20 protein-coding genes and 3 tRNA genes are annotated in these 17,731 nt (G+C 48.3%); 9 read left to right on the top strand and 14 right to left on the bottom strand.

Annotated elements, in window-relative coordinates; genetic code table 11:
* The first annotated feature begins 102 nt into the window (after positions 1–102).
* Positions 103–1,572, top strand: coding sequence for a cardiolipin synthase (gene cls / locus ACI39P_RS01915; protein ID WP_439719029.1), 1,470 nt, complete (start codon positions 103–105; stop codon positions 1,570–1,572).
* An 11-nt stretch (positions 1,573–1,583) separates the two neighbouring features.
* Positions 1,584–2,330, top strand: coding sequence for an acyl-[acyl-carrier-protein] thioesterase (locus tag ACI39P_RS01920; protein ID WP_439719030.1), 747 nt, complete (start codon positions 1,584–1,586; stop codon positions 2,328–2,330).
* Here the strand turns inward: ACI39P_RS01920 and ACI39P_RS01925 are convergent.
* The 10 genes from ACI39P_RS01925 to mazG form a co-directional block, all read right to left on the bottom strand.
* Positions 2,306–2,803: a lysoplasmalogenase family protein gene (locus ACI39P_RS01925; RefSeq protein ID WP_439719031.1), complete on the bottom strand. Its 498-nt coding sequence runs from the start codon at positions 2,801–2,803 to the stop codon at positions 2,306–2,308. The genes ACI39P_RS01920 and ACI39P_RS01925 overlap by 25 nt on opposite strands.
* Positions 2,804–2,937: 134 nt before the next feature.
* A tRNA-Val gene (locus ACI39P_RS01930) sits at positions 2,938–3,010 on the bottom strand.
* Positions 3,011–3,134: 124 nt separating this feature from the next.
* A tRNA-Glu gene (locus tag ACI39P_RS01935) sits at positions 3,135–3,206 on the bottom strand.
* Between the two features lie 20 nt (positions 3,207–3,226).
* A tRNA-Met gene (locus tag ACI39P_RS01940) sits at positions 3,227–3,300 on the bottom strand.
* Positions 3,301–3,377: 77 nt separating this feature from the next.
* Positions 3,378–3,680, bottom strand: coding sequence for a septum formation initiator family protein (locus ACI39P_RS01945; protein ID WP_439719032.1), 303 nt, complete (start codon positions 3,678–3,680; stop codon positions 3,378–3,380).
* Between the two features lie 22 nt (positions 3,681–3,702).
* Entirely contained in the window at positions 3,703–4,212 is a 510-nt protein-coding gene (gene yabQ / locus ACI39P_RS01950; RefSeq protein ID WP_439719033.1) for a spore cortex biosynthesis protein YabQ, read from the bottom strand.
* A gap of 12 nt (positions 4,213–4,224) precedes the next feature.
* Positions 4,225–4,506: a sporulation protein YabP gene (yabP, locus tag ACI39P_RS01955; protein WP_439719034.1), complete on the bottom strand. Its 282-nt coding sequence runs from the start codon at positions 4,504–4,506 to the stop codon at positions 4,225–4,227.
* A 224-nt stretch (positions 4,507–4,730) separates the two neighbouring features.
* Entirely contained in the window at positions 4,731–4,970 is a 240-nt protein-coding gene (locus ACI39P_RS01960) for a S4 domain-containing protein (protein WP_439719035.1), read from the bottom strand.
* 81 nt (positions 4,971–5,051) lie between these two features.
* Complete coding sequence (locus ACI39P_RS01965; RefSeq protein WP_320792334.1) at positions 5,052–5,345, bottom strand: HU family DNA-binding protein; 294 nt, start codon at positions 5,343–5,345, stop codon at positions 5,052–5,054.
* A gap of 8 nt (positions 5,346–5,353) precedes the next feature.
* A complete protein-coding gene (gene mazG, locus ACI39P_RS01970) occupies positions 5,354–6,157 on the bottom strand; it encodes a nucleoside triphosphate pyrophosphohydrolase (protein ID WP_439719036.1) in 804 nt (267 codons plus the stop codon).
* 236 nt (positions 6,158–6,393) lie between these two features.
* Here mazG and ACI39P_RS01975 point away from each other — a divergent pair, with 236 nt between their 5' ends.
* Positions 6,394–7,248 (top strand): sulfide/dihydroorotate dehydrogenase-like FAD/NAD-binding protein, encoded by an 855-nt coding sequence (locus tag ACI39P_RS01975; protein ID WP_439719037.1) that lies wholly within the window; start codon positions 6,394–6,396, stop codon positions 7,246–7,248.
* A 14-nt stretch (positions 7,249–7,262) separates the two neighbouring features.
* Positions 7,263–8,654 (top strand): NADPH-dependent glutamate synthase, encoded by a 1,392-nt coding sequence (gltA, locus tag ACI39P_RS01980; RefSeq protein WP_439719038.1) that lies wholly within the window; start codon positions 7,263–7,265, stop codon positions 8,652–8,654.
* A 69-nt stretch (positions 8,655–8,723) separates the two neighbouring features.
* Here gltA and ACI39P_RS01985 read toward each other — a convergent pair whose 3' ends face one another.
* Positions 8,724–9,137, bottom strand: a complete 414-nt coding sequence (locus ACI39P_RS01985; protein ID WP_439719066.1) for an EamA family transporter — start codon at positions 9,135–9,137, stop codon at positions 8,724–8,726.
* A gap of 154 nt (positions 9,138–9,291) precedes the next feature.
* Here ACI39P_RS01985 and ACI39P_RS01990 point away from each other — a divergent pair, with 154 nt between their 5' ends.
* The 5 genes from ACI39P_RS01990 (at position 9,292) to ACI39P_RS02010 (ending at position 14,758) form a co-directional block, all read left to right on the top strand.
* Complete coding sequence (locus tag ACI39P_RS01990) at positions 9,292–9,903, top strand: MBL fold metallo-hydrolase (RefSeq protein WP_439719039.1); 612 nt, start codon at positions 9,292–9,294, stop codon at positions 9,901–9,903.
* Positions 9,904–10,026: 123 nt separating this feature from the next.
* On the top strand, positions 10,027–11,505 hold the full coding sequence (gene glpK, locus ACI39P_RS01995; protein ID WP_439719040.1) for a glycerol kinase GlpK: 1,479 nt from the start codon (positions 10,027–10,029) through the stop codon (positions 11,503–11,505).
* 104 nt (positions 11,506–11,609) lie between these two features.
* The gene (nrdD, locus tag ACI39P_RS02000; protein WP_439719041.1) at positions 11,610–13,727 is read left to right on the top strand and encodes an anaerobic ribonucleoside-triphosphate reductase; all 2,118 of its coding nucleotides are present in this window, start codon (positions 11,610–11,612) and stop codon (positions 13,725–13,727) included.
* Positions 13,727–14,221, top strand: coding sequence for an anaerobic ribonucleoside-triphosphate reductase activating protein (gene nrdG, locus ACI39P_RS02005; RefSeq protein WP_439719042.1), 495 nt, complete (start codon positions 13,727–13,729; stop codon positions 14,219–14,221). Before nrdD ends, nrdG begins: the two co-directional genes overlap by 1 nt.
* A 102-nt stretch (positions 14,222–14,323) precedes the next feature.
* A complete protein-coding gene (locus ACI39P_RS02010; RefSeq protein WP_439719043.1) occupies positions 14,324–14,758 on the top strand; it encodes a dUTP diphosphatase in 435 nt (144 codons plus the stop codon).
* A gap of 349 nt (positions 14,759–15,107) precedes the next feature.
* Here the strand turns inward: ACI39P_RS02010 and ACI39P_RS02015 are convergent, their stop codons facing one another.
* From ACI39P_RS02015 to ACI39P_RS02025, 3 genes are all read right to left on the bottom strand, one after another.
* Positions 15,108–15,938, bottom strand: coding sequence for a MetQ/NlpA family ABC transporter substrate-binding protein (locus ACI39P_RS02015; protein WP_439719044.1), 831 nt, complete (start codon positions 15,936–15,938; stop codon positions 15,108–15,110).
* Between the two features lie 70 nt (positions 15,939–16,008).
* On the bottom strand, positions 16,009–16,668 hold the full coding sequence (locus ACI39P_RS02020) for a methionine ABC transporter permease MetI (protein ID WP_439719045.1): 660 nt from the start codon (positions 16,666–16,668) through the stop codon (positions 16,009–16,011).
* Positions 16,661–17,680, bottom strand: coding sequence for an ATP-binding cassette domain-containing protein (locus ACI39P_RS02025; protein ID WP_439719046.1), 1,020 nt, complete (start codon positions 17,678–17,680; stop codon positions 16,661–16,663). The genes ACI39P_RS02020 and ACI39P_RS02025 overlap by 8 nt, the downstream gene beginning before the upstream one ends.
* Between the last annotated feature and the right edge of the window lie 51 nt (positions 17,681–17,731).

A 17,731-nucleotide genomic window follows, 5' to 3' on the forward strand; every position in this document is an offset into this window, starting at 1 on the left:
CGATTTTTTTCATAAAAGGAGCAGTTGCAACCCACTGGAAAGATATAGTATACTACTAGAATATAGATTTGTTACCGTAATTTCGGAGAAAGGAGGATATCTATGGATGGTGTATTTCTTGGGATCACCCTGTTTGCCCTGATTGTTCTGATCATCAATGTCATCCTTTCCGGTCTTGTCGTATTCTTTGAACGCAGAAACCCCGCCAGCACATGGGCCTGGCTTCTGGTGCTGCTGTTCATACCAATCCTAGGCTTCATTGCCTACATGATTTTCGGCAGAAACAGCAAGCGAGAAAAAATGTTTCGGGAAAAAGAAAAATACGATCAGGAAGTTTACTATAAATATCTTTTCCATGATGTTCATTCCGCGGAAAAGGTGCAGCAGCAAAAGAAATTCATTGAAAACAAAGGAAAACTGGTGGAAGCAGATTATGTCACCGACCTTGCCCATCTCCATCTGAACAGCGGCAACTGGATGACCTTCAACAACCAAGTGGAATATTTGAACAACGGAAAAGAAAAATTTGAATCCCTGGTGCAAGATATCCGCAATGCCAAAAAGTTCATCCATCTGGAATATTATATTTGGCGGGGCGACCGGCTGGGAACCCGCCTGACGGAAGAACTGGCAAAAAAAGCCGCAGAAGGGGTCGAGGTCCGGGTTTTATATGATGGCATCGGCAATTCCCGCCTGCCAAAGCATTTCTTCGACAAGCTCCATGCTGCAGGGGGCTATACAGCGGCTTTCCTGCCTCGCTTTGTGGTGCGGCTGAATTATCGCAACCACCGCAAGCTGGCCATCATCGACGGGGAAATCGGCTATATCGGCGGTTTTAATGTAGGCGATGAATACCTGGGGATCGTGAAACGCTACGGCCCCTGGCGGGATACGCATCTGCGCTTTCAGGGAGATGCCATCGACCAGATGCAGATGCGTTTTATCAAGGACTGGAATTTCACAGCCAAAAATGGTATCATCCAGCTGAATGAGAAATACTTCCCCAAACGGCTGCAATTCGACGGCATACGGACGCAGATCGTTTCCAGCGGGCCCGATACCCAATGGAAAAATATCCGAAACGGTTATTTTAAAATGATAAACGAAGCGGAAAGCCATATCTACCTGACGACCCCTTATTTTGTGCCTGATGACGGCATTTTCGAAGCATTGCGGGTGGCTGCCCTTTCCGGGCTGGATGTACGTATCATCATCCCCGGCAATCCCGATCATTTCTTCGTTTATTGGGCCAGCATGTCCTATTTGGGAGAACTGCTGGAGGCCGGCGTAAAGGTTTATCAATATGAAAAAGGCTTTATCCATGCGAAGGTATTGACCATCGACGGCACAGTGGCTTCTGTGGGTTCCGCAAATATGGATATCCGCAGTTTTGATCTGAATTTTGAAGTCAATGCATTTATGTATGATGAAGAAATGACAAAAATATTGGAAGATGATTTCAGGAACGACCTGCACTCCTGTGTAGAGATCACAAAGGAATGGTATCACCGCAGAAGATGGTGGTTCCGGGTGCATGAATCCATCGCAAGGCTGATTTCGCCTATGTTATAAGGAGGAAAACCATGGATAGAATTGGATATGAAGAAGAACGGAAGGTTCGCTTTTTCCAGATTGACAGCAACAGCTGCATGACTCCGGCTGCCCTGCTTTCCAGTCTGCAGGAAATGGCTATCACCCATTCTGATATATTGGGCTATACCATCGATTACACTTTGGAACATAACTGGTTCTGGTCTGTTTTGAACTGGCATCTGAAGCTGTATCGTATGCCTAAATACGGTGAGAAAATCACCTTGCAGACATGGAATGATAAATTTGCCCGTTTTCAGGCAAACAGAAGTTTTTTTGTTTTTGATGAAGCAGGCAACAAACTGCTGGATGGTGTTTCCCGCTGGGTCTTTATGGATCTGGCAAAGCGCAGACCTACGAATGTACCCGAGGGCATGGCAGAAAAATACCACGCCGGGCAGGAATCTGCCATTGAAGGAGAAAAATTTCTGATGCCTAAAGACCCTTCCGGAGAACTGATCTGTACCAGAGATATCATCGTGACCCGACGGGATACCGATACCAATGGTCACGCCAATAATGTGAAATATTTGGAATGGGTCATGGATGATATCCCCGATGAAATCTATGAGGATATGGCATTGAAGGATATCCGCATCGTTTACCGCAAGGAATGCCTGCGGGGGGATACTGTGACCGTAAAGACCTTTCTGAAAGATACAGAAGGCGGCAAGGAAGTGGAATCCTTCCTATATGAGGGGGAAACCGTTGTTTCTCAGGTCATCACCTTCTGGGCGTAAGTCTTGGCAGTCAGCGCCAGCAAAAGCTGGCTGGGGGCATAAAAAAGCCAGATCAGCCAAGGGATAGGCGTGAAAAAATATCCCCACGCCACGGCAATATCGCAGCAGATAAATAACACAAGACCTAAGAGGTACAGCTTTCGGGAAACCGAAGGCTGTGCCTTTTCTTTTTGAAGAGCCAAGAAAAAATGGCAAAAAAACAACACTGTATATAAAATTCCAAGAAAAAGCAATGAAAGAACTATCCCCATAGGAAGAAAAACCAACGCCCGCCAAGGAAAAACACGCCCTTGCAGATTGCAGAGATATGCCAGCTGAACAAAAAGAAAAAAGGAAACTCCTATGGTATAAATATCCGTAAAAAGAAGAAAAAAATCTCCCCATAGGGTAAACAGAGCTGCAATGGGCAGCCCATTCCAAAAAGAAAGCAAAAAGCAAAAAATGATCCACAAAAACCGAAGCCCATCCATCATAAAAAAACCACCTCTTCGGGTATCCTTCCCAAAAGGTGGTTTTTTGTTTCAGAAATAAAAAAATGGAATGTCTCGGAGGTGATTCCACCTTCGGGGGACTCGAACGGATGAGCCCTGTTTTTGAGCATAAAAAATGGAAGTTACAGGGCTCGAACCTGTGACCCTCTGCTTGTAAGGCAGATGCTCTCCCAGCTGAGCTAAACTTCCATGTTTTTAACCTATTCAATTCCGGCAAATGCTCTCCTCCACCCTAGAGGGCTACATTTCTGCGAAATGCACGGCATAAGCTAAACTTCCATATCTTTAACGTATCAAGTTGAAATTCCACGGATGACCCGTAGGGGAATCGAACCCCTGTTTCAGCCGTGAGAGGGCCGCGTCTTGACCGCTTGACCAACGGGCCTTAAGTAGTAAGTAGTAGAGTAGCGGAGGAGGGATTTGAACCCCCGACACTGCGGGTATGAACCGCATGCTCTAGCCAACTGAGCTACTCCGCCACAAGCTGACTTAGTCAGTATAACGTTTCATTCAGATTTTGTCAAGGCTTTTTCGCAAAAATATTACAAAAATTTGCTTATTCGCTGCGGTTGATGTAGAGGATCTCGTTTGGCTTCACCATGCCCAGCTGTTCCCGTGCCACCTGCTCAATATAGCTGTCACTGGTGTAATATTCCCTGCGGGTTTCAAATTCCATCTGCTTTTGCTGTTCTTTTTCAATCTCCGCCGTAACGATGGTGAGTTCCTCCTGCAATTCCTGATAATGGATAAACTGCCTGCCAATGCCTACAGAAACTGCGACAATAAATGCAAACAAGAACACCCGCAAAAAAAGGCTGGATGCTTTTCTGGATTTTTTGGTTCTTTTTTTCTGCTTCATAAAAAAACTCCCTGCCATGTTCTTATTTTCTGCGGAGCATTCTCCAATCCAGTCGGAGATGATGTAATTTCATTTTCACACAAATTTTACAGGATTGCAATAGTTTTTTCTGTTGTTTACCGCAAAACCGACCAAATTTTTCCAGAGGACGATGAAAAAGGAGATATAACAGACGAAAGGGCGTGGTAACAATGCGCCAGAAAAGACCTGCCGTATATTTTACCAAACGAATGATCTGATCGCTGACGGCAATAACAAATCGGCTAAGGGTCAGGAAATAAAGCCCCATGCCGCCGAACAGCCCCAGGATAGTAAAAAAGCGAATTTCCCCTGCACTGGCTTGGAGCATAATACTGAACACCAAAAACACCGCCAACAACCAAAACAATCCATCCTCCAGCTGTACCCAAAAGGGCTTATGATGCAGGGCATGGCGGAAAACCCGCAGCCCATCATACAGCAAGCCCATGGCGCCGCCCATAAAAATGGTCAGCAGAAACAGGCTCGCCTGTGCATGTAATGAAAGGATCATAACACCCGCCCCTTATCGAAACAGCTTGCCTAAAATAGAATGTTTTTCTGCCAGCGTGCCGTCAGAATAAGTGATGCTGTCGATGCTGCCGTCTATCACCACATCCCCCGCATCCAAATCCAGCTTGCCGATATGCATGCCCGCCCCTTTCAGCATCAAAAGACCGCAGGTCGTCTCCATCATAATGCCTTCTTCATCAAAGGACAGCACTTCCAACACCCCGCCAATGCGCACCTTTTCCCGCTCCTCCATATTCAATGTATGTCTGCTTATTCTTTTTTTCTCTTCTGCCATAAAAAACGCCCCCTCTGTTCCAAGGATATGCGGACAGAAAAGAAAAAAGACCTTTCTTGGTAGCAAGACCTTGGGGCTCTGCCCCAACCCCCGCAAGCCTTTGAAAAGACTTGACCTAAACTTCATACGAACGAACCAACAAATTTTTCAAAATTGTTGGTTCAAATGAGGGTCAAGGGGAATCATTTCCCTTGCGGAGTGTGAGGCAGCGCCCCACGGTTTTCTTAAACAGATTTGTACATCCCTGCGGCGTCCTCTTTCTTCGTGGACTCCTTCAGGTCAAGGACTTCTATCTTCGTCGTATTATTGCCGAACTGAATTTCAATGATATCCCCGATCTTCACTTCCGCCCCGGCCTTGACTACCTTTCCATTGATCATGACTCTGCCCGCGTCGCAGGCTTCATTGGCGATCGTACGTCTTTTAATGATACGGGATACCTTCAGGAACTTATCAACTCTCATAGGAACTCCTCTCTTTTTCTCGCTCTTTTTTATAAAGAAAAAGCACTCTGACCGAGTGCTTTTCGTTTCCATTAGGAAAAATTATTTGTTGATTGCATCTTTCAGAGCTTTACCAGCTTTGAATCTGGGAGCTTTGGAAGCAGGAATAGGCATTGCTTCGCCTGTCTGAGGGTTTCTGCCTTCGCGGGCTGCTCTTTCCGCTACATCGAATGTACCAAAGCCAACCAGCTGTACTTTGCCATTTGCTGCCAGTTCTTCTGTCACTACATCTTCAAATGCTTTCAATGCTTTTTCTGCGTCTTTTTTGCTCATTTCTGCTTTTTCTGCAATTGCTGCAACCAGATCAGATTTGTTCATTTGTGTTTGCCTCCTAATATTTTCATTTATGATTTCATCGGACGAAGCTTCATTTTCGCTTCCTCCCAGAGTAAATCCATTTCCTCCAGTGTCATGCCGGAAAGATCTTTCCCTTGCAAAAGGGCGGATTTCTCAACATATTCAAATCTATTTATAAACTTTTTAATGGCTTTTGTCAAGGCAAACTCAGGATTTATTTTCAAAAAGCGCGAGATATTCACCAGTGCGAACAAAATATCCCCAAATTCCTCCTCTTCTGTGCCATCCTGAAGCTTCACAGCCTCCTCCAATTCATGAATTTCTTCATACACTTTTTCAAAGGCTCCGCCGGCTTCATAGAAATCGAATCCCACATCTGCCGCTTTTTTCTGTACCTTTCTGGCACGGATCAGCGCAGGCAAAGCATCGGGGACAGCTTTCATGACCTCTGTTTGCGTTTCTGTATGTTTTTCTTTCTTTTTCAGTTCTTCCCAGTTGACCAGCACCTGTTCCGCCGTATCCGCCTGCACTTCCCCATTGCCAAAAACATGGGGATGTCTGTAGACCATCTTTTCACAGATCCCACGGATCACATCTTCTATGGTGAAGCCGCCCTTCTCCGCTTCGATTTCCGCATGAAAGACCACCTGCATCAGCACATCGCCCAATTCTTCGCAAAGGTTTTCCATATTGCCCTTATCAATGGCATCTGCCGCTTCATAAGCTTCCTCCAGCATATCCTGCCGGATGGATGCATGGGTCTGCACCCGGTCCCACGGGCAGCCGTTTTCTCCCCGCAAAATTTTAATGACCTGCACCAAGTCATCCAGTGTATATTTTTTCTCCTCCATGGCGGATTCCTCCTTGTCATATAAGCGGGACAAAAAATGTCCCGATTCTTGTTCGTTTCCTATAAACTTTTCTCTTCTTTTTCAGCGAAAAATGGCGTTTTTCCGTCTTTAACCAATTTGGCTTTTATGATATGATTATAGAATCATAAGGGTATTTTATCAAAAAATATTTCTGAAGGAAACCCTTTCGGAAAAAGCAAACCAATAGAGAGAAATAGAGAAAGGAAGGAATCCCCATGTTTCGTATCGTAAATAAAAGAGAACTCAACAGCATGGTCACACTTCTGGAGATTGAAGCGCCTTTTGTAGCGAAAAAAGCACAGGCGGGTCAGTTCATTATCTTCCGTGTAGACGAATTCAGCGAAAGAGTTCCCCTGACTATCGCTGATTATGACAGAGAAAAAGGCACTGTAACCATCATTTTCCAGAAGGTAGGCCTTTCCACAAAACTGCTGGCTGCCAAGGAAATCGGCGATTCCATTCAGGATTTTGTTGGCCCTCTGGGCGTTGCCACAGAATATGACGGCATGAAAAAGGTTGCCGTAGTCGGCGGCGGCGTAGGCTGTGCCATTGCATATCCTCAGGCAAAAGCTCTGCACAATCTGGGTGTGGAAGTTGATGTCATCGCAGGCTTCCGCAGCAAAGACATCGTAATCTTGGAAGACGAAATGAAAGCCGTTTCCACCAACTTCTACCTGATGACAGATGATGGTTCTCAGGGGGAAAAAGGCTTCGTTACAGATAAACTGAAAGCCCTGATCGAAGCAGGCAACAACTACGATGCAGTCATTGCCATCGGCCCTATCCCCATGATGAAATTTGTCAGCCTGACCACAAAGCCCTTTGGCATCAAGACCATCGTTTCCCTGAACCCTATCATGATCGATGGTACAGGCATGTGCGGCGGCTGCCGTGTTACCGTTGGCGGCAAGATCAAATTCGCCTGCGTAGACGGCCCCGACTTCGACGGACACGAAGTGGATTTCGATGAACTGATGAACCGTAACTCCATCTATAAAGCAAGAGAAGCGGAACTGGCAGAAACACACATCTGCCGTATGGATAAGCTGGCAAATGAACTGATCAAATAAGGAGGTACGGTATCATGGCAAATATGAGTCTGGAAAAAATCAAGATGCCCGAACAGGCACCTGATGTGAGAAATAAAAACTTTGAAGAGGTAGCACTGGGCTATACTGCGGAAATGGCAGTAGAAGAAGCACAGAGATGCCTCAACTGTAAACATAAACCCTGTGTCAGCGGCTGTCCTGTCAATGTACGCATTCCCGAATTCATCGCAGAAGTCGCAAAGGGCGACTTCATGGCAGCTTATAAGGTAATCACTTCCACAAATGCACTGCCCGCAGTGTGCGGTCGTGTTTGCCCTCAGGAAAGCCAGTGCGAAAGCAAATGCGTACGCGGCATCAAAGGCGAAGCCGTTGCCATTGGCCGTCTGGAACGTTTCGTTGCCGACTGGTATATGAAAAACTGTGATGAAATGCCCGAAAAACCCGCTTCCAACGGTAAAAAGGTAGCTGTTGTCGGCTCCGGCCCCTCCTCTCTGGCCTGTGCAGGGGATCTGGCAAAACAGGGCTACGAAGTAACCATGTTTGAAGCCTTCCATAAAGCTGGCGGCGTACTGGTTTACGGTATTCCCGAATTCCGTCTGCCCAAGGCCATCGTACAGAAAGAAATCGACAAACTGTCTGCACTGGGCGTAAATATCATGACAAACATGGTCATCGGCAAAGTGCTTTCTATTGATGAAATCATCGATGATATGGGCTTTGATGCTGTATTTGTCGGTACTGGTGCCGGTCTGCCTTCCTTCATGGGTATCCCCGGGGAAGCACTGGTAGGGGTATATTCCGCCAACGAATACCTGACAAGAATCAACCTGATGAAAGCATACCTGTCCGAATATGATACACCTATCCGCAGCAGCAAAGCAGTAGCCGTTGTCGGCGGCGGCAACGTTGCCATGGACGCGGCCAGATGTGCAAAACGTATGGGTGCAGAACACGTTTATATCGTTTACCGCCGTTCCGAAGCAGAAATGCCTGCCCGTCTGGAAGAAATCCACCACGCAAAAGAAGAAGGCATCGAATTCCACCTGCTGAGAAACCCCGTAAAGATCATTGATGACGGCAAGGGTCAGGTTTGCGGCATCGAATGCCTGAAAATGGAACTGGGCGAACCCGATGCCAGCGGCAGAAGAAGCCCTGTGCCCGTGGAAGGTTCTAACTATGTGATCGATGTTGACACAGTAGTTATGTCCATCGGTACTTCCCCCAACCCTCTGATCCGCAGCACTACAAAGGGTCTGGAAACCAACCGCAAAGGCTGTCTGGTAGTCAACGAAGAAACAAACCAGACTACAAGAGAAGGCGTTTATGCCGGCGGTGACGCTGTTACAGGTGCGGCTACCGTTATTCTGGCGATGGGTGCCGGGAAAAAAGCCGCTGCTGCTATCGATGAATATCTGAAAAATAAATAATCATACTATACAAAAAGGACTCTGCCTTTTACAGGCAGAGTCCTTTCATTTTTTTGATTCGATCTGGCTTCATAAAACCATGACCAATGTCCCGATCCCGATCAGAACACAGCCAATCAAAGACTTCGTGGTAAACGGTTCATGCAAAAACAAAAAAGCCAAAATCAATGTAATGACAACACTTAACTTATCCACAGGAACCACTTTTGAAGCCTCTCCAATTTGCAGTGCCCTATAATAGCATAACCAGGATGCCCCTGTGGCCAGTCCGGATAGAATCAAAAACAGCCAGCTTTTTTTGCTGATTCCGGAAATACCTGACTGGGTGTTGGTAAGAAATACCATCCCCCATGCCATAACCAATACAACCCCAGTTCTGATGGCTGTTGCCAAATTGGAATTCACGCCGTCGATGCCGATTTTTGCCAAAATCGAAGTGAGCGCCGCAAAAACCGATGACAGCAACGCAAAAAGAAACCACATGTCAATCACCTCTTTCAAACTCCATCCTTCTTTCCATCCATGCTATCACAACCTGTTCTCTTTTTCAATGTCTCTTCCTTTTCTGTTGCAAATTGCCCGCAGGATTGTTATAATTTGAAAAAATGAAATCTGGATAAATCAAGGAGGAACCCCCATGAAAATCGCTTGCTACGCTGCAGGCTCCGTCGGCACGAACAACTATGTTGTTTCCGATGACAACGGCATCACCGCCATCATCGACTGCGACGGCAATCCTGCCCCCCTGTATGCTTATATTGAAAAAAATAACCTGAAGGTAACCCATATCCTGCTGACCCATGGGCATTATGACCACACCGGCTCTGTCAACGAAGTAGCAGAGCATTACGGCTGTACCATCGTTGGCGGTGCCAAGGAAATGCGTGTCTTTACAGACCCCAGCATCAACTGTTCCCATTTCTGCTGCGGCGATATCATCATCCATCCCGATGTGCAGGTAAAGGAAGGCGATGTGGTAAAAGTGGGCGATATGGAATTTGAAGTACTGGAAACCCCCGGCCACACAGAAGGCTCCCTCTGCTATATCTGCAAGGGTACCATCTTCAGCGGGGATACTCTGTTCCAAGGCTCCTGCGGCAGAACAGACCTGCCCACCGGCAACTGGAACGATATCATCCAGTCCCTGAAAAAACTGGCAGCTCTGCCCGGTGATTATCAGGTATATTCCGGTCATGGCCCCGCCACCACCCTGGAAACAGAACGGAAAACAAACCCTTATATGCGATAAGCTAAAAGCCCCTTTTATGGGGGCTTCTTTTTGTTCTTTATTTTCTGTTCGCTTGTGGGAGCTTTTCCTTTTTGCTATACTATTTTCAATGACGATTTGCGTAAAAAAAAGGAGGTCTCCGCCATGAAATATATCCTTTCCTTAGACCAGGGCACCACCAGCTCCCGTGCCATTCTCTTCGACCAGAACGGGCAGATGCACAGCGTTGCTCAAAAGGAATTCAAGCAATATTATCCCCAGCCCGGCTGGGTAGAGCATGATGCTGTGGAAATTTGGGAAACACAGCTGGAGGTGGCTCGCCAAGCCATTGCAAAGCAGGGCATCTCCCCGGAGGAGATCGCCGCTATTGGCATCACCAACCAAAGGGAAACCTCTATCCTTTGGGATAAGCGCAACGGCAAGCCTGTCTACCACGCTATCGTATGGCAGTGCAGAAGAACAGCCCCTTACTGCGATTCCCTGCAGGAAGCAGGCTGGACAGAAAAGATTCGGGAAAAAACCGGGCTGCTCATCGACGCCTATTTTTCCGCCACAAAGATCCGCTGGATCCTGCAGAACGTACCGGAAGCCAAGGCACTGGCAGAAAGCGGGAATCTGCTTTTCGGCACTATCGACACCTGGCTCATCTGGAACCTGACCGGCGGGCAGGTACACGCCACCGACTATTCCAATGCCTCCCGCACCATGCTGTTCAATATCCACACCTTGGAATGGGATAAGGAACTGCTGGAGTTATTGGAAATCCCCGCCAGCATCCTGCCGGAGGTACGCCCTTCCAGCGGCGTTTTCGGCAGCACCCTGCCCCTTCTCTTCGGGGCAGCTATCCCCATCGCAGGAGCAGCTGGGGACCAGCAGTCTGCATTGTTCGGACAAGCCTGCTTCTCCCCCGGCACAGCCAAAAATACCTACGGTACAGGTGGCTTTCTGCTGATGAATACCGGGGACAAGCCTGTCTCCTCCAAAAACGGTCTGGTCACCACCATCGCATGGGGCTTGGACGGAAAAATCACCTATGCGTTGGAAGGCTCTATTTTCGTAGCCGGGGCAGCCATCCAATGGCTGCGGGATGAACTGAAACTCATTTCCTCCGCAGGGGAAACAGAAGGACTCTGCCGTGAAGTCGAAGATACCTGCGGGGTTTATTTGGTGCCCGCCTTTGTTGGGCTGGGTGCCCCCTACTGGGACCCTTACGCAAGGGGCATCCTGACGGGGCTGACCCGCGGGGCAAACCGCTGCCACATCGTCCGGGCGGCGGTGGAATCCATGGCATATCAAACCTATGATGTGCTTCACGCCATGGAACAGGATGCAGGCATTCCCTTAGCGGAGCTGCGGGTAGACGGCGGCGCGGCAGCCAATACCTTCCTGCTGCAATTCCAGTCGGATATCACCGGGGTTCCCGTTCTGCGCCCTTCTGTACTGGAAACCACTGCCCTTGGTGCCGCTTATCTGGCAGGGCTGGCAGTAGGCTATTGGAAGGACTTGACGGAAATCCGCCGCAACTGGCAGGTTTCCTGTGCCTTTTCTCCGGAAGCTTCCCATGAGGATGCGGTGGAAAAAATAGCCGGTTGGCATCATGCGGTAAAGCAAGCCCGCTTATAACCCACGTTATGTTGCAAGTGCAACACCAAAAAATTGATTTTTGCGGTATATTTATAGAAAAGAGTCTATTTTTAGAACATCTGCCTGTAAAGGAGGAAAAATAAATGTACGTCATCAAAAAAGATAACACCCACGAAGCCTGGAACGTCCAAAAGGTCGTAACGGCTGTCAATAAATCAGCATATCGTGCCATGGTAAAATTCACCCAGGAAGAACTGGATTTCATCTGTGAATATGTAGAAGAAAAAGCCCGTTCCCTGGGACAGGAGGGCATCCCCATTGCCCAGATGCACAATATCGTAGAGGGCGCTTTGGAGAAGGTCAAACCAGAAGTTGCCAAAAGCTATCGGGATTACCGCAACTATAAACAGGATTTCGTTAGAATGCTGGACGAAGTATACAAAAAAAGCCAGTCCATCATGTATATCGGCGATAAGGAAAACAGCAATACAGACAGTGCGCTGGTCTCCACCAAGCGCAGCCTTGTGTTCAATCAGCTGAATAAAGAGCTGTATCAGAAATTTTTCATGACAACAGAAGAACTGCAGGCCTGCAGAGATGGCTATATCTATATCCATGATATGTCCGCCCGCAGAGATACCATGAACTGCTGCCTGTTCAATGTAAAAGAAGTGCTGACCGGGGGCTTCGAGATGGGCAACCTGTGGTACAACGAGCCGAAAACCCTGGAGGTTGCTTTCGACGTCATCGGTGATATCGTTCTTTCCGCAGCCAGCCAGCAATACGGCGGCTTTACGGTGCCTTCTGTAGACCTGCTGCTGGAGCCCTTTGCGGAAAAGAGTTATGAAAAATATTACCGCCGCTACATCGACATGGGCCTGACCGCCCGCGTAGCCGACAGAGAAGCCATGAAGGATATCCAGAAGGATTTCGACCAAGGCTTTCAGGGCTGGGAATATAAATTTAATACCGTTGCATCCAGCCGCGGCGATTATCCCTTCATCACCATGACCTTTGGCACAGGCACAGGCAAATTTGCGAAAATCGCTTCCATCACCATGCTGAACGTCCGCAGAAAGGGACAGGGCAAAAAGAACTGCAAGAAGCCCGTTCTTTTTCCCAAGCTGGTTTTCCTCTATGATGAAAACCTTCACGGTCCCGGCAAGGAACTGGAGGATGTTTTTGAAGCAGGCATCCTCTGCTCCTCCAAGACTATGTATCCCGACTGGCTTTCCCTGACAGGGGAAGGCTATGTGGCGGAAATGTATAAAAAATACGGTGCCATCGTCAGCCCCATGGGCTGCCGTGCTTTCCTGTCCCCTTGGTTCGAACGGGGCGGCATGGAGCCTGCCGATGAAAACGATAAACCCGTTTTTGTGGGACGCTTCAACATCGGTGCTGTCAGCCTGCATCTGCCTATGATTTACGCCAAGGCAAAACAGGAAAGCAAGCCCTTCTATGAAGTGCTGGACTACTATCTGGAACTGATCCGTCAGCTGCATATCCGCACCTATGCCTATCTGGGGGAAATGCGGGCTTCTACCAACCCCCTGGCCTATTGCGAGGGCGGTTTCTACGGCGGTCATCTGGGCATCCACGATAAGATCAAGCCTTTGCTGAAATCTGCAACAGCATCCTTCGGTATCACGGCTCTGAATGAATTACAGGAACTGCATAACGGCAAATCTCTGGTGGAGGACGGACAATTCGCCATCGACACCCTACAGCATATCAACGATAAGATTGCGGAATTTAAAAAAGCCGATGGAAATCTCTATGCCATCTATGGCACCCCTGCGGAAAGCCTTTGCGGCCTGCAGGTGACCCAGTTCCGCAAGAAATACGGCGTGATCGAAAATGTTTCCGACAGACCCTATGTCAGCAACAGCTTCCACTGCCACGTCACGGAGGATATCACCCCCATCGAAAAACAGGATCTGGAAAAACGCTTCTGGGATCTTTCCAACGGCGGCAAGATCCAGTATGTCAAATATCCCATCGACTACAATCTGGACGCCATCCGCACGCTGGTACGCCGTGCCATGAAGATGGGCTTCTATGAAGGGGTCAACCTTTCTCTGGCTTATTGTGACGACTGCGGACATCAGGAATTGGAAATGGACGTTTGCCCCAAATGCGGCAGCAAAAATCTAACAAAAATCGAGAGAATGAACGGCTATCTCTCCTATTCCCGTGTGAAGGGCGACACCCGCCTGAACGATGCGAAAATGGCGGAAATCGCAGAAAGGAAGAGTATGTAATGCGGTATCATAATATTACAAAAGACGATATGCTCAACGGCGAAGGGCTGCGAGTGGTGCTTTGGGTGGCCGGCTGCTCTCACCACTGCAAAGGCTGCCACAACCCCTTCACCTGGGATCCCAACGGCGGGATTCCCTTTGATAAAGATGCCGAAGCAGAGTTATTCTCTATCCTCAGCAGGGATTATATCAGCGGCATCACCTTCAGCGGCGGCGATCCCCTTTACGAAGGCAACCGCATGGGCATCGAACGGCTGGCGAGAAAAGTCAAGCTGGAATTTCCCGATAAGAATATCTGGCTTTACACCGGCTATCGTTGGGAGGAGATCAGTGCCCTCCCCCTGATGCAATATATTGATGTATTGGTAGACGGAAAATTTGTAGAGGATTTGAAGGATACAAAGCTCCATTGGAAGGGCAGCTTCAACCAGCGCATCATTGATGTGCAGAAATCTTTGAAAAACAGTTCTCTTTACTTATACAACGCAGAATGATTTTCGAGGGACGTTGTCCCTCGAGCACCCTACGAGGGGAATGATTCCCCTCAACCCCCATTTGCAAAAGCATACGCTTTTGCTAACAGAAAGGATAAATTTATGGAAACGATTAAAATTAAATATTTGAGTGATAAAATCGAAAAACTGCGCTACATCGACGGCAAATCCGACTGGATCGACCTGCGGGCGGCGGAGCATGTAAAACTGAAAGCAGGGGAATTTAAGCTCATCCCTCTGGGCATCGCCATGCAGCTGCCCAAGGGCTATGAAGCCCATATCGTGCCCCGTAGCTCCACCTTCAAAAATTTCGGCATCATCCAGACCAACCATTGTGGCATCGTGGATGAAAGCTACTGTGGCAACAATGACCAATGGTTCATGCCTGCCTATGCCCTGCGGGATACTGTCATTGAGGTAAATGACCGTATCTGCCAGTTCCGTATCTTCGAGCATCAGCCTGCACTGGTGTTTGATGAAGTGGAAAACCTTGGTAATGCGGACAGAGGCGGACATGGCTCTACGGGCAAGCAATAAGGCGCTTTTGCTTAACAAAAAGGCTCAGCCTATTGGCTTCAAGCCTTTTTGTTGTAAAAAAAATAGAAGTATGAACAAATGAGTTCCTGCGCAGGCTTGAAACTTTGTCAAAGCACTTACCTACGGCAAGCAGCCTAACGGCGGTAGTGTTTTCTTCGCCATACACAACTATTCTCCTCGAGTGGGCAAAGCCCCCTCTGTAGAATTGATTCAGAAACCCTTAAAGGTTTTCCGAACCTTTCCACTGATAATGTACAAAAAAAGACGACCATAGGTCGTCTTTTTTGCTTATAGGGTCGAGGAGATTATCCCCTCGTAGGAGTTTGAGGGCAAAGCCCTCAAGGCCTTTTTAGTTCATAGGAGCAACTGCGCCGCCGTATGTGCTGTTGATGAATTCAGCGATTGTAGGGCCCTGCAGTACTTCCATCAGTTCTGCCAGACCGGGTGCATTTTCATTGCCTGCTTTTACAACAACTACGTTGCCATATGTTTTCGCAGCTTCGGAATCAGCGGATTCGATTGCCAGAGCATCATCAGATGTCAGGCCATTCTGCATTGCATAGTTACCATTGATAACAGCAATACCCAGATCGCCCAGAGACAGAGGCAGCTGAGCAGCTTCCATATCGATAATTTCCAGATTCAGAGGATTTTCTACGATATCCAGTTTTGTTGCAGAAATACCAGCTTCAGGATCCAGCTTGATCAGACCGTTTGCTTCCAGCAGCAGCAGTGCACGACCGCCGTTTGTACCATCGTTGGGGATACCAACTTTTGTGCCTTCGGGGATAGCAGACAGATCTGTTACTGTACCAGCGTAGATTGCCATAGGTTCAAAGTGTACCTGGCCGATGGAAACCAGATTGGTGCCCTGTTCTTCATTGAAGGATTCCAAATAAGGGCCATGCTGGAAGTAGTTTGCATCCAGGTCGCCGGATTCTGTTGCCAGGTTGGGCTGAACATAATCTGTAAATTCAACGATTTCCAGGTTGATGCCCTTTGCAGCCAGTTCTTCTTTTGCTGCTTCCAGGATTTCAGCATGGGGTGTGGGAGAAGCGCCGATTTTCAGTGTGATAGCTTCTGCCGCTGTGTCATCTGTTGCTGCTTCTTCAGAGCCGCCGCAGGCAGCCAGGCCCAATGTCAGCACGCCTGTCAGCAAGATTGCAAAAAATTTCTTCATAATACATTTCCTCCTTGTTGTAAAACTTTAAAATTGTTTTTGTTTTTTATATGTAAATCCCTTGCGGGGCTTACAGTCTTCTGTCTGTGCGTTTGGAAATACGCATCCCCAGTTCTTGGAATACCAGCACGATAATTGCCAGCAGAACCACCATGATATACATAACATCTTCCTGCCCACGGTAATAGCCATAGTTGATGGCAATGGCACCCAAGCCGCCGGCACCGACAATCCCTGCCATTGCGGAATAGCCCAGAATCGTTGTGATGCTGATAGCCGCCCCCACCAAAAGAGAAGGCTTTGCTTCCGGCAGCAGCACCTTTGTCATAATCTGGAAGGGAGAAGCCCCCATAGACTGGGCCGCTTCAATCACGCCGACCTCCACTTCCTTTAGGGAAGATTCCACCATTCTGGCGATAAAGGGGGTCGCCGCTACCCAAAGCCCTACGATCGCCGCCTTGGAGCCGATAACAGTGCCAACAATGGCCTTTGTAAAAGGCATCAATGCAATCAGCAGAATCAAAAAGGGAACGGAGCGGAAGAAATTTATAATCAGCCCCAACAGGCTATTCAGCCAAGAAACGGGATGGATTCCATCCTTATCTGTCACCACCAGAATCAAACCAAGGGGCAGACCCACCAAATATGCCAAAGCCGTGGAGATGACTGTCATATAAATGGTTTCAAGAAACCCCTGACCCACAAGGGCCAGCATACCTTCCTTAAACATACTCTACCTCCTCTACCACAACGCCTCTGTTTGTCAGATATTGAATCATCTTTTCTCTCAGTTCTTTATCCTCGGGGAACTGTACCACCATCTGGCCGTAGGCCTGATTATCGATGGTTCTGGTATTTGCCGCCAGAATATTTACCAGGGCCTTCAGCTCGATCATCATCTGCCCCAGAACCGGCTCATTTTCACTGCCGCCCTTGAATACCAAGCGATAGCTATAGGGCAGCTTGCCTGTATAGGCTTCCCGGTTGCTGCCTTCGTGCATTACCAGTTCCTGGCCGATCTTTGTTTTGGGCGCCCGGAAGATTTCTTCTACGCTGCCTTCTTCCGCAATCAGGCCGCCGTCGATAATAGCAACCCTATCGCAGATTTCCTGGATTACGCTCATTTCATGGGTAATGACCACAATGGTGATACCCAGTCTCGCGTTGATATCCTTCAGCAGGGCAAGGACGCCTGCCGTTGTGTTAGGGTCCAATGCGGAGGTTGCTTCATCGCAAAGAAGCACCTTGGGCTCTGTGGCCAATGCTCTGGCGATGGCTACTCTCTGCTTCTGGCCGCCGGAAAGCTGTGCAGGATAGGAATCCGTTCTGTCTGCCAGACCAACCAGCTCCAGCAATTCCAAAGCCCTTGCCTTCGCCTGTGCTTTTGGTACGCCGCTGATCTCCAGAGGGAAACAGACATTTTCCAGAGCGGTTCTCTGCATCAAGAGATGGAACTGCTGGAAGATCATGCCCATGTGTCTGCGCTGTTCTCTCAGTTCCTTTTCCGGCAGGGAGGTCAGCTCTACCCCATCCAGCCAAACCTTACCGGCTGTAGGGCGTTCCAACAGGTTGATGCAGCGTACCAGTGTGCTTTTGCCGGCACCGCTCAGCCCGATGATACCAAAAACCTCTCCCTTCTTAATATCCGCGCTCACGCCGTGGAGCACTTCCAATTCGCCCGCTTTGGTGCGGAAGCGTTTTTTGATGCCCTCTAAGCGGATCATCGTTTCTTTTTCAGACATTTTGAAACCACCTTTTCTCAATTACAGTAAAAATACAATAAAAAAGCTCTC

Source organism: Anaerotignum sp. (genome assembly GCF_051877975.1).
Lineage (GTDB): Bacteria > Bacillota > Clostridia > Lachnospirales > Anaerotignaceae > Anaerotignum_A.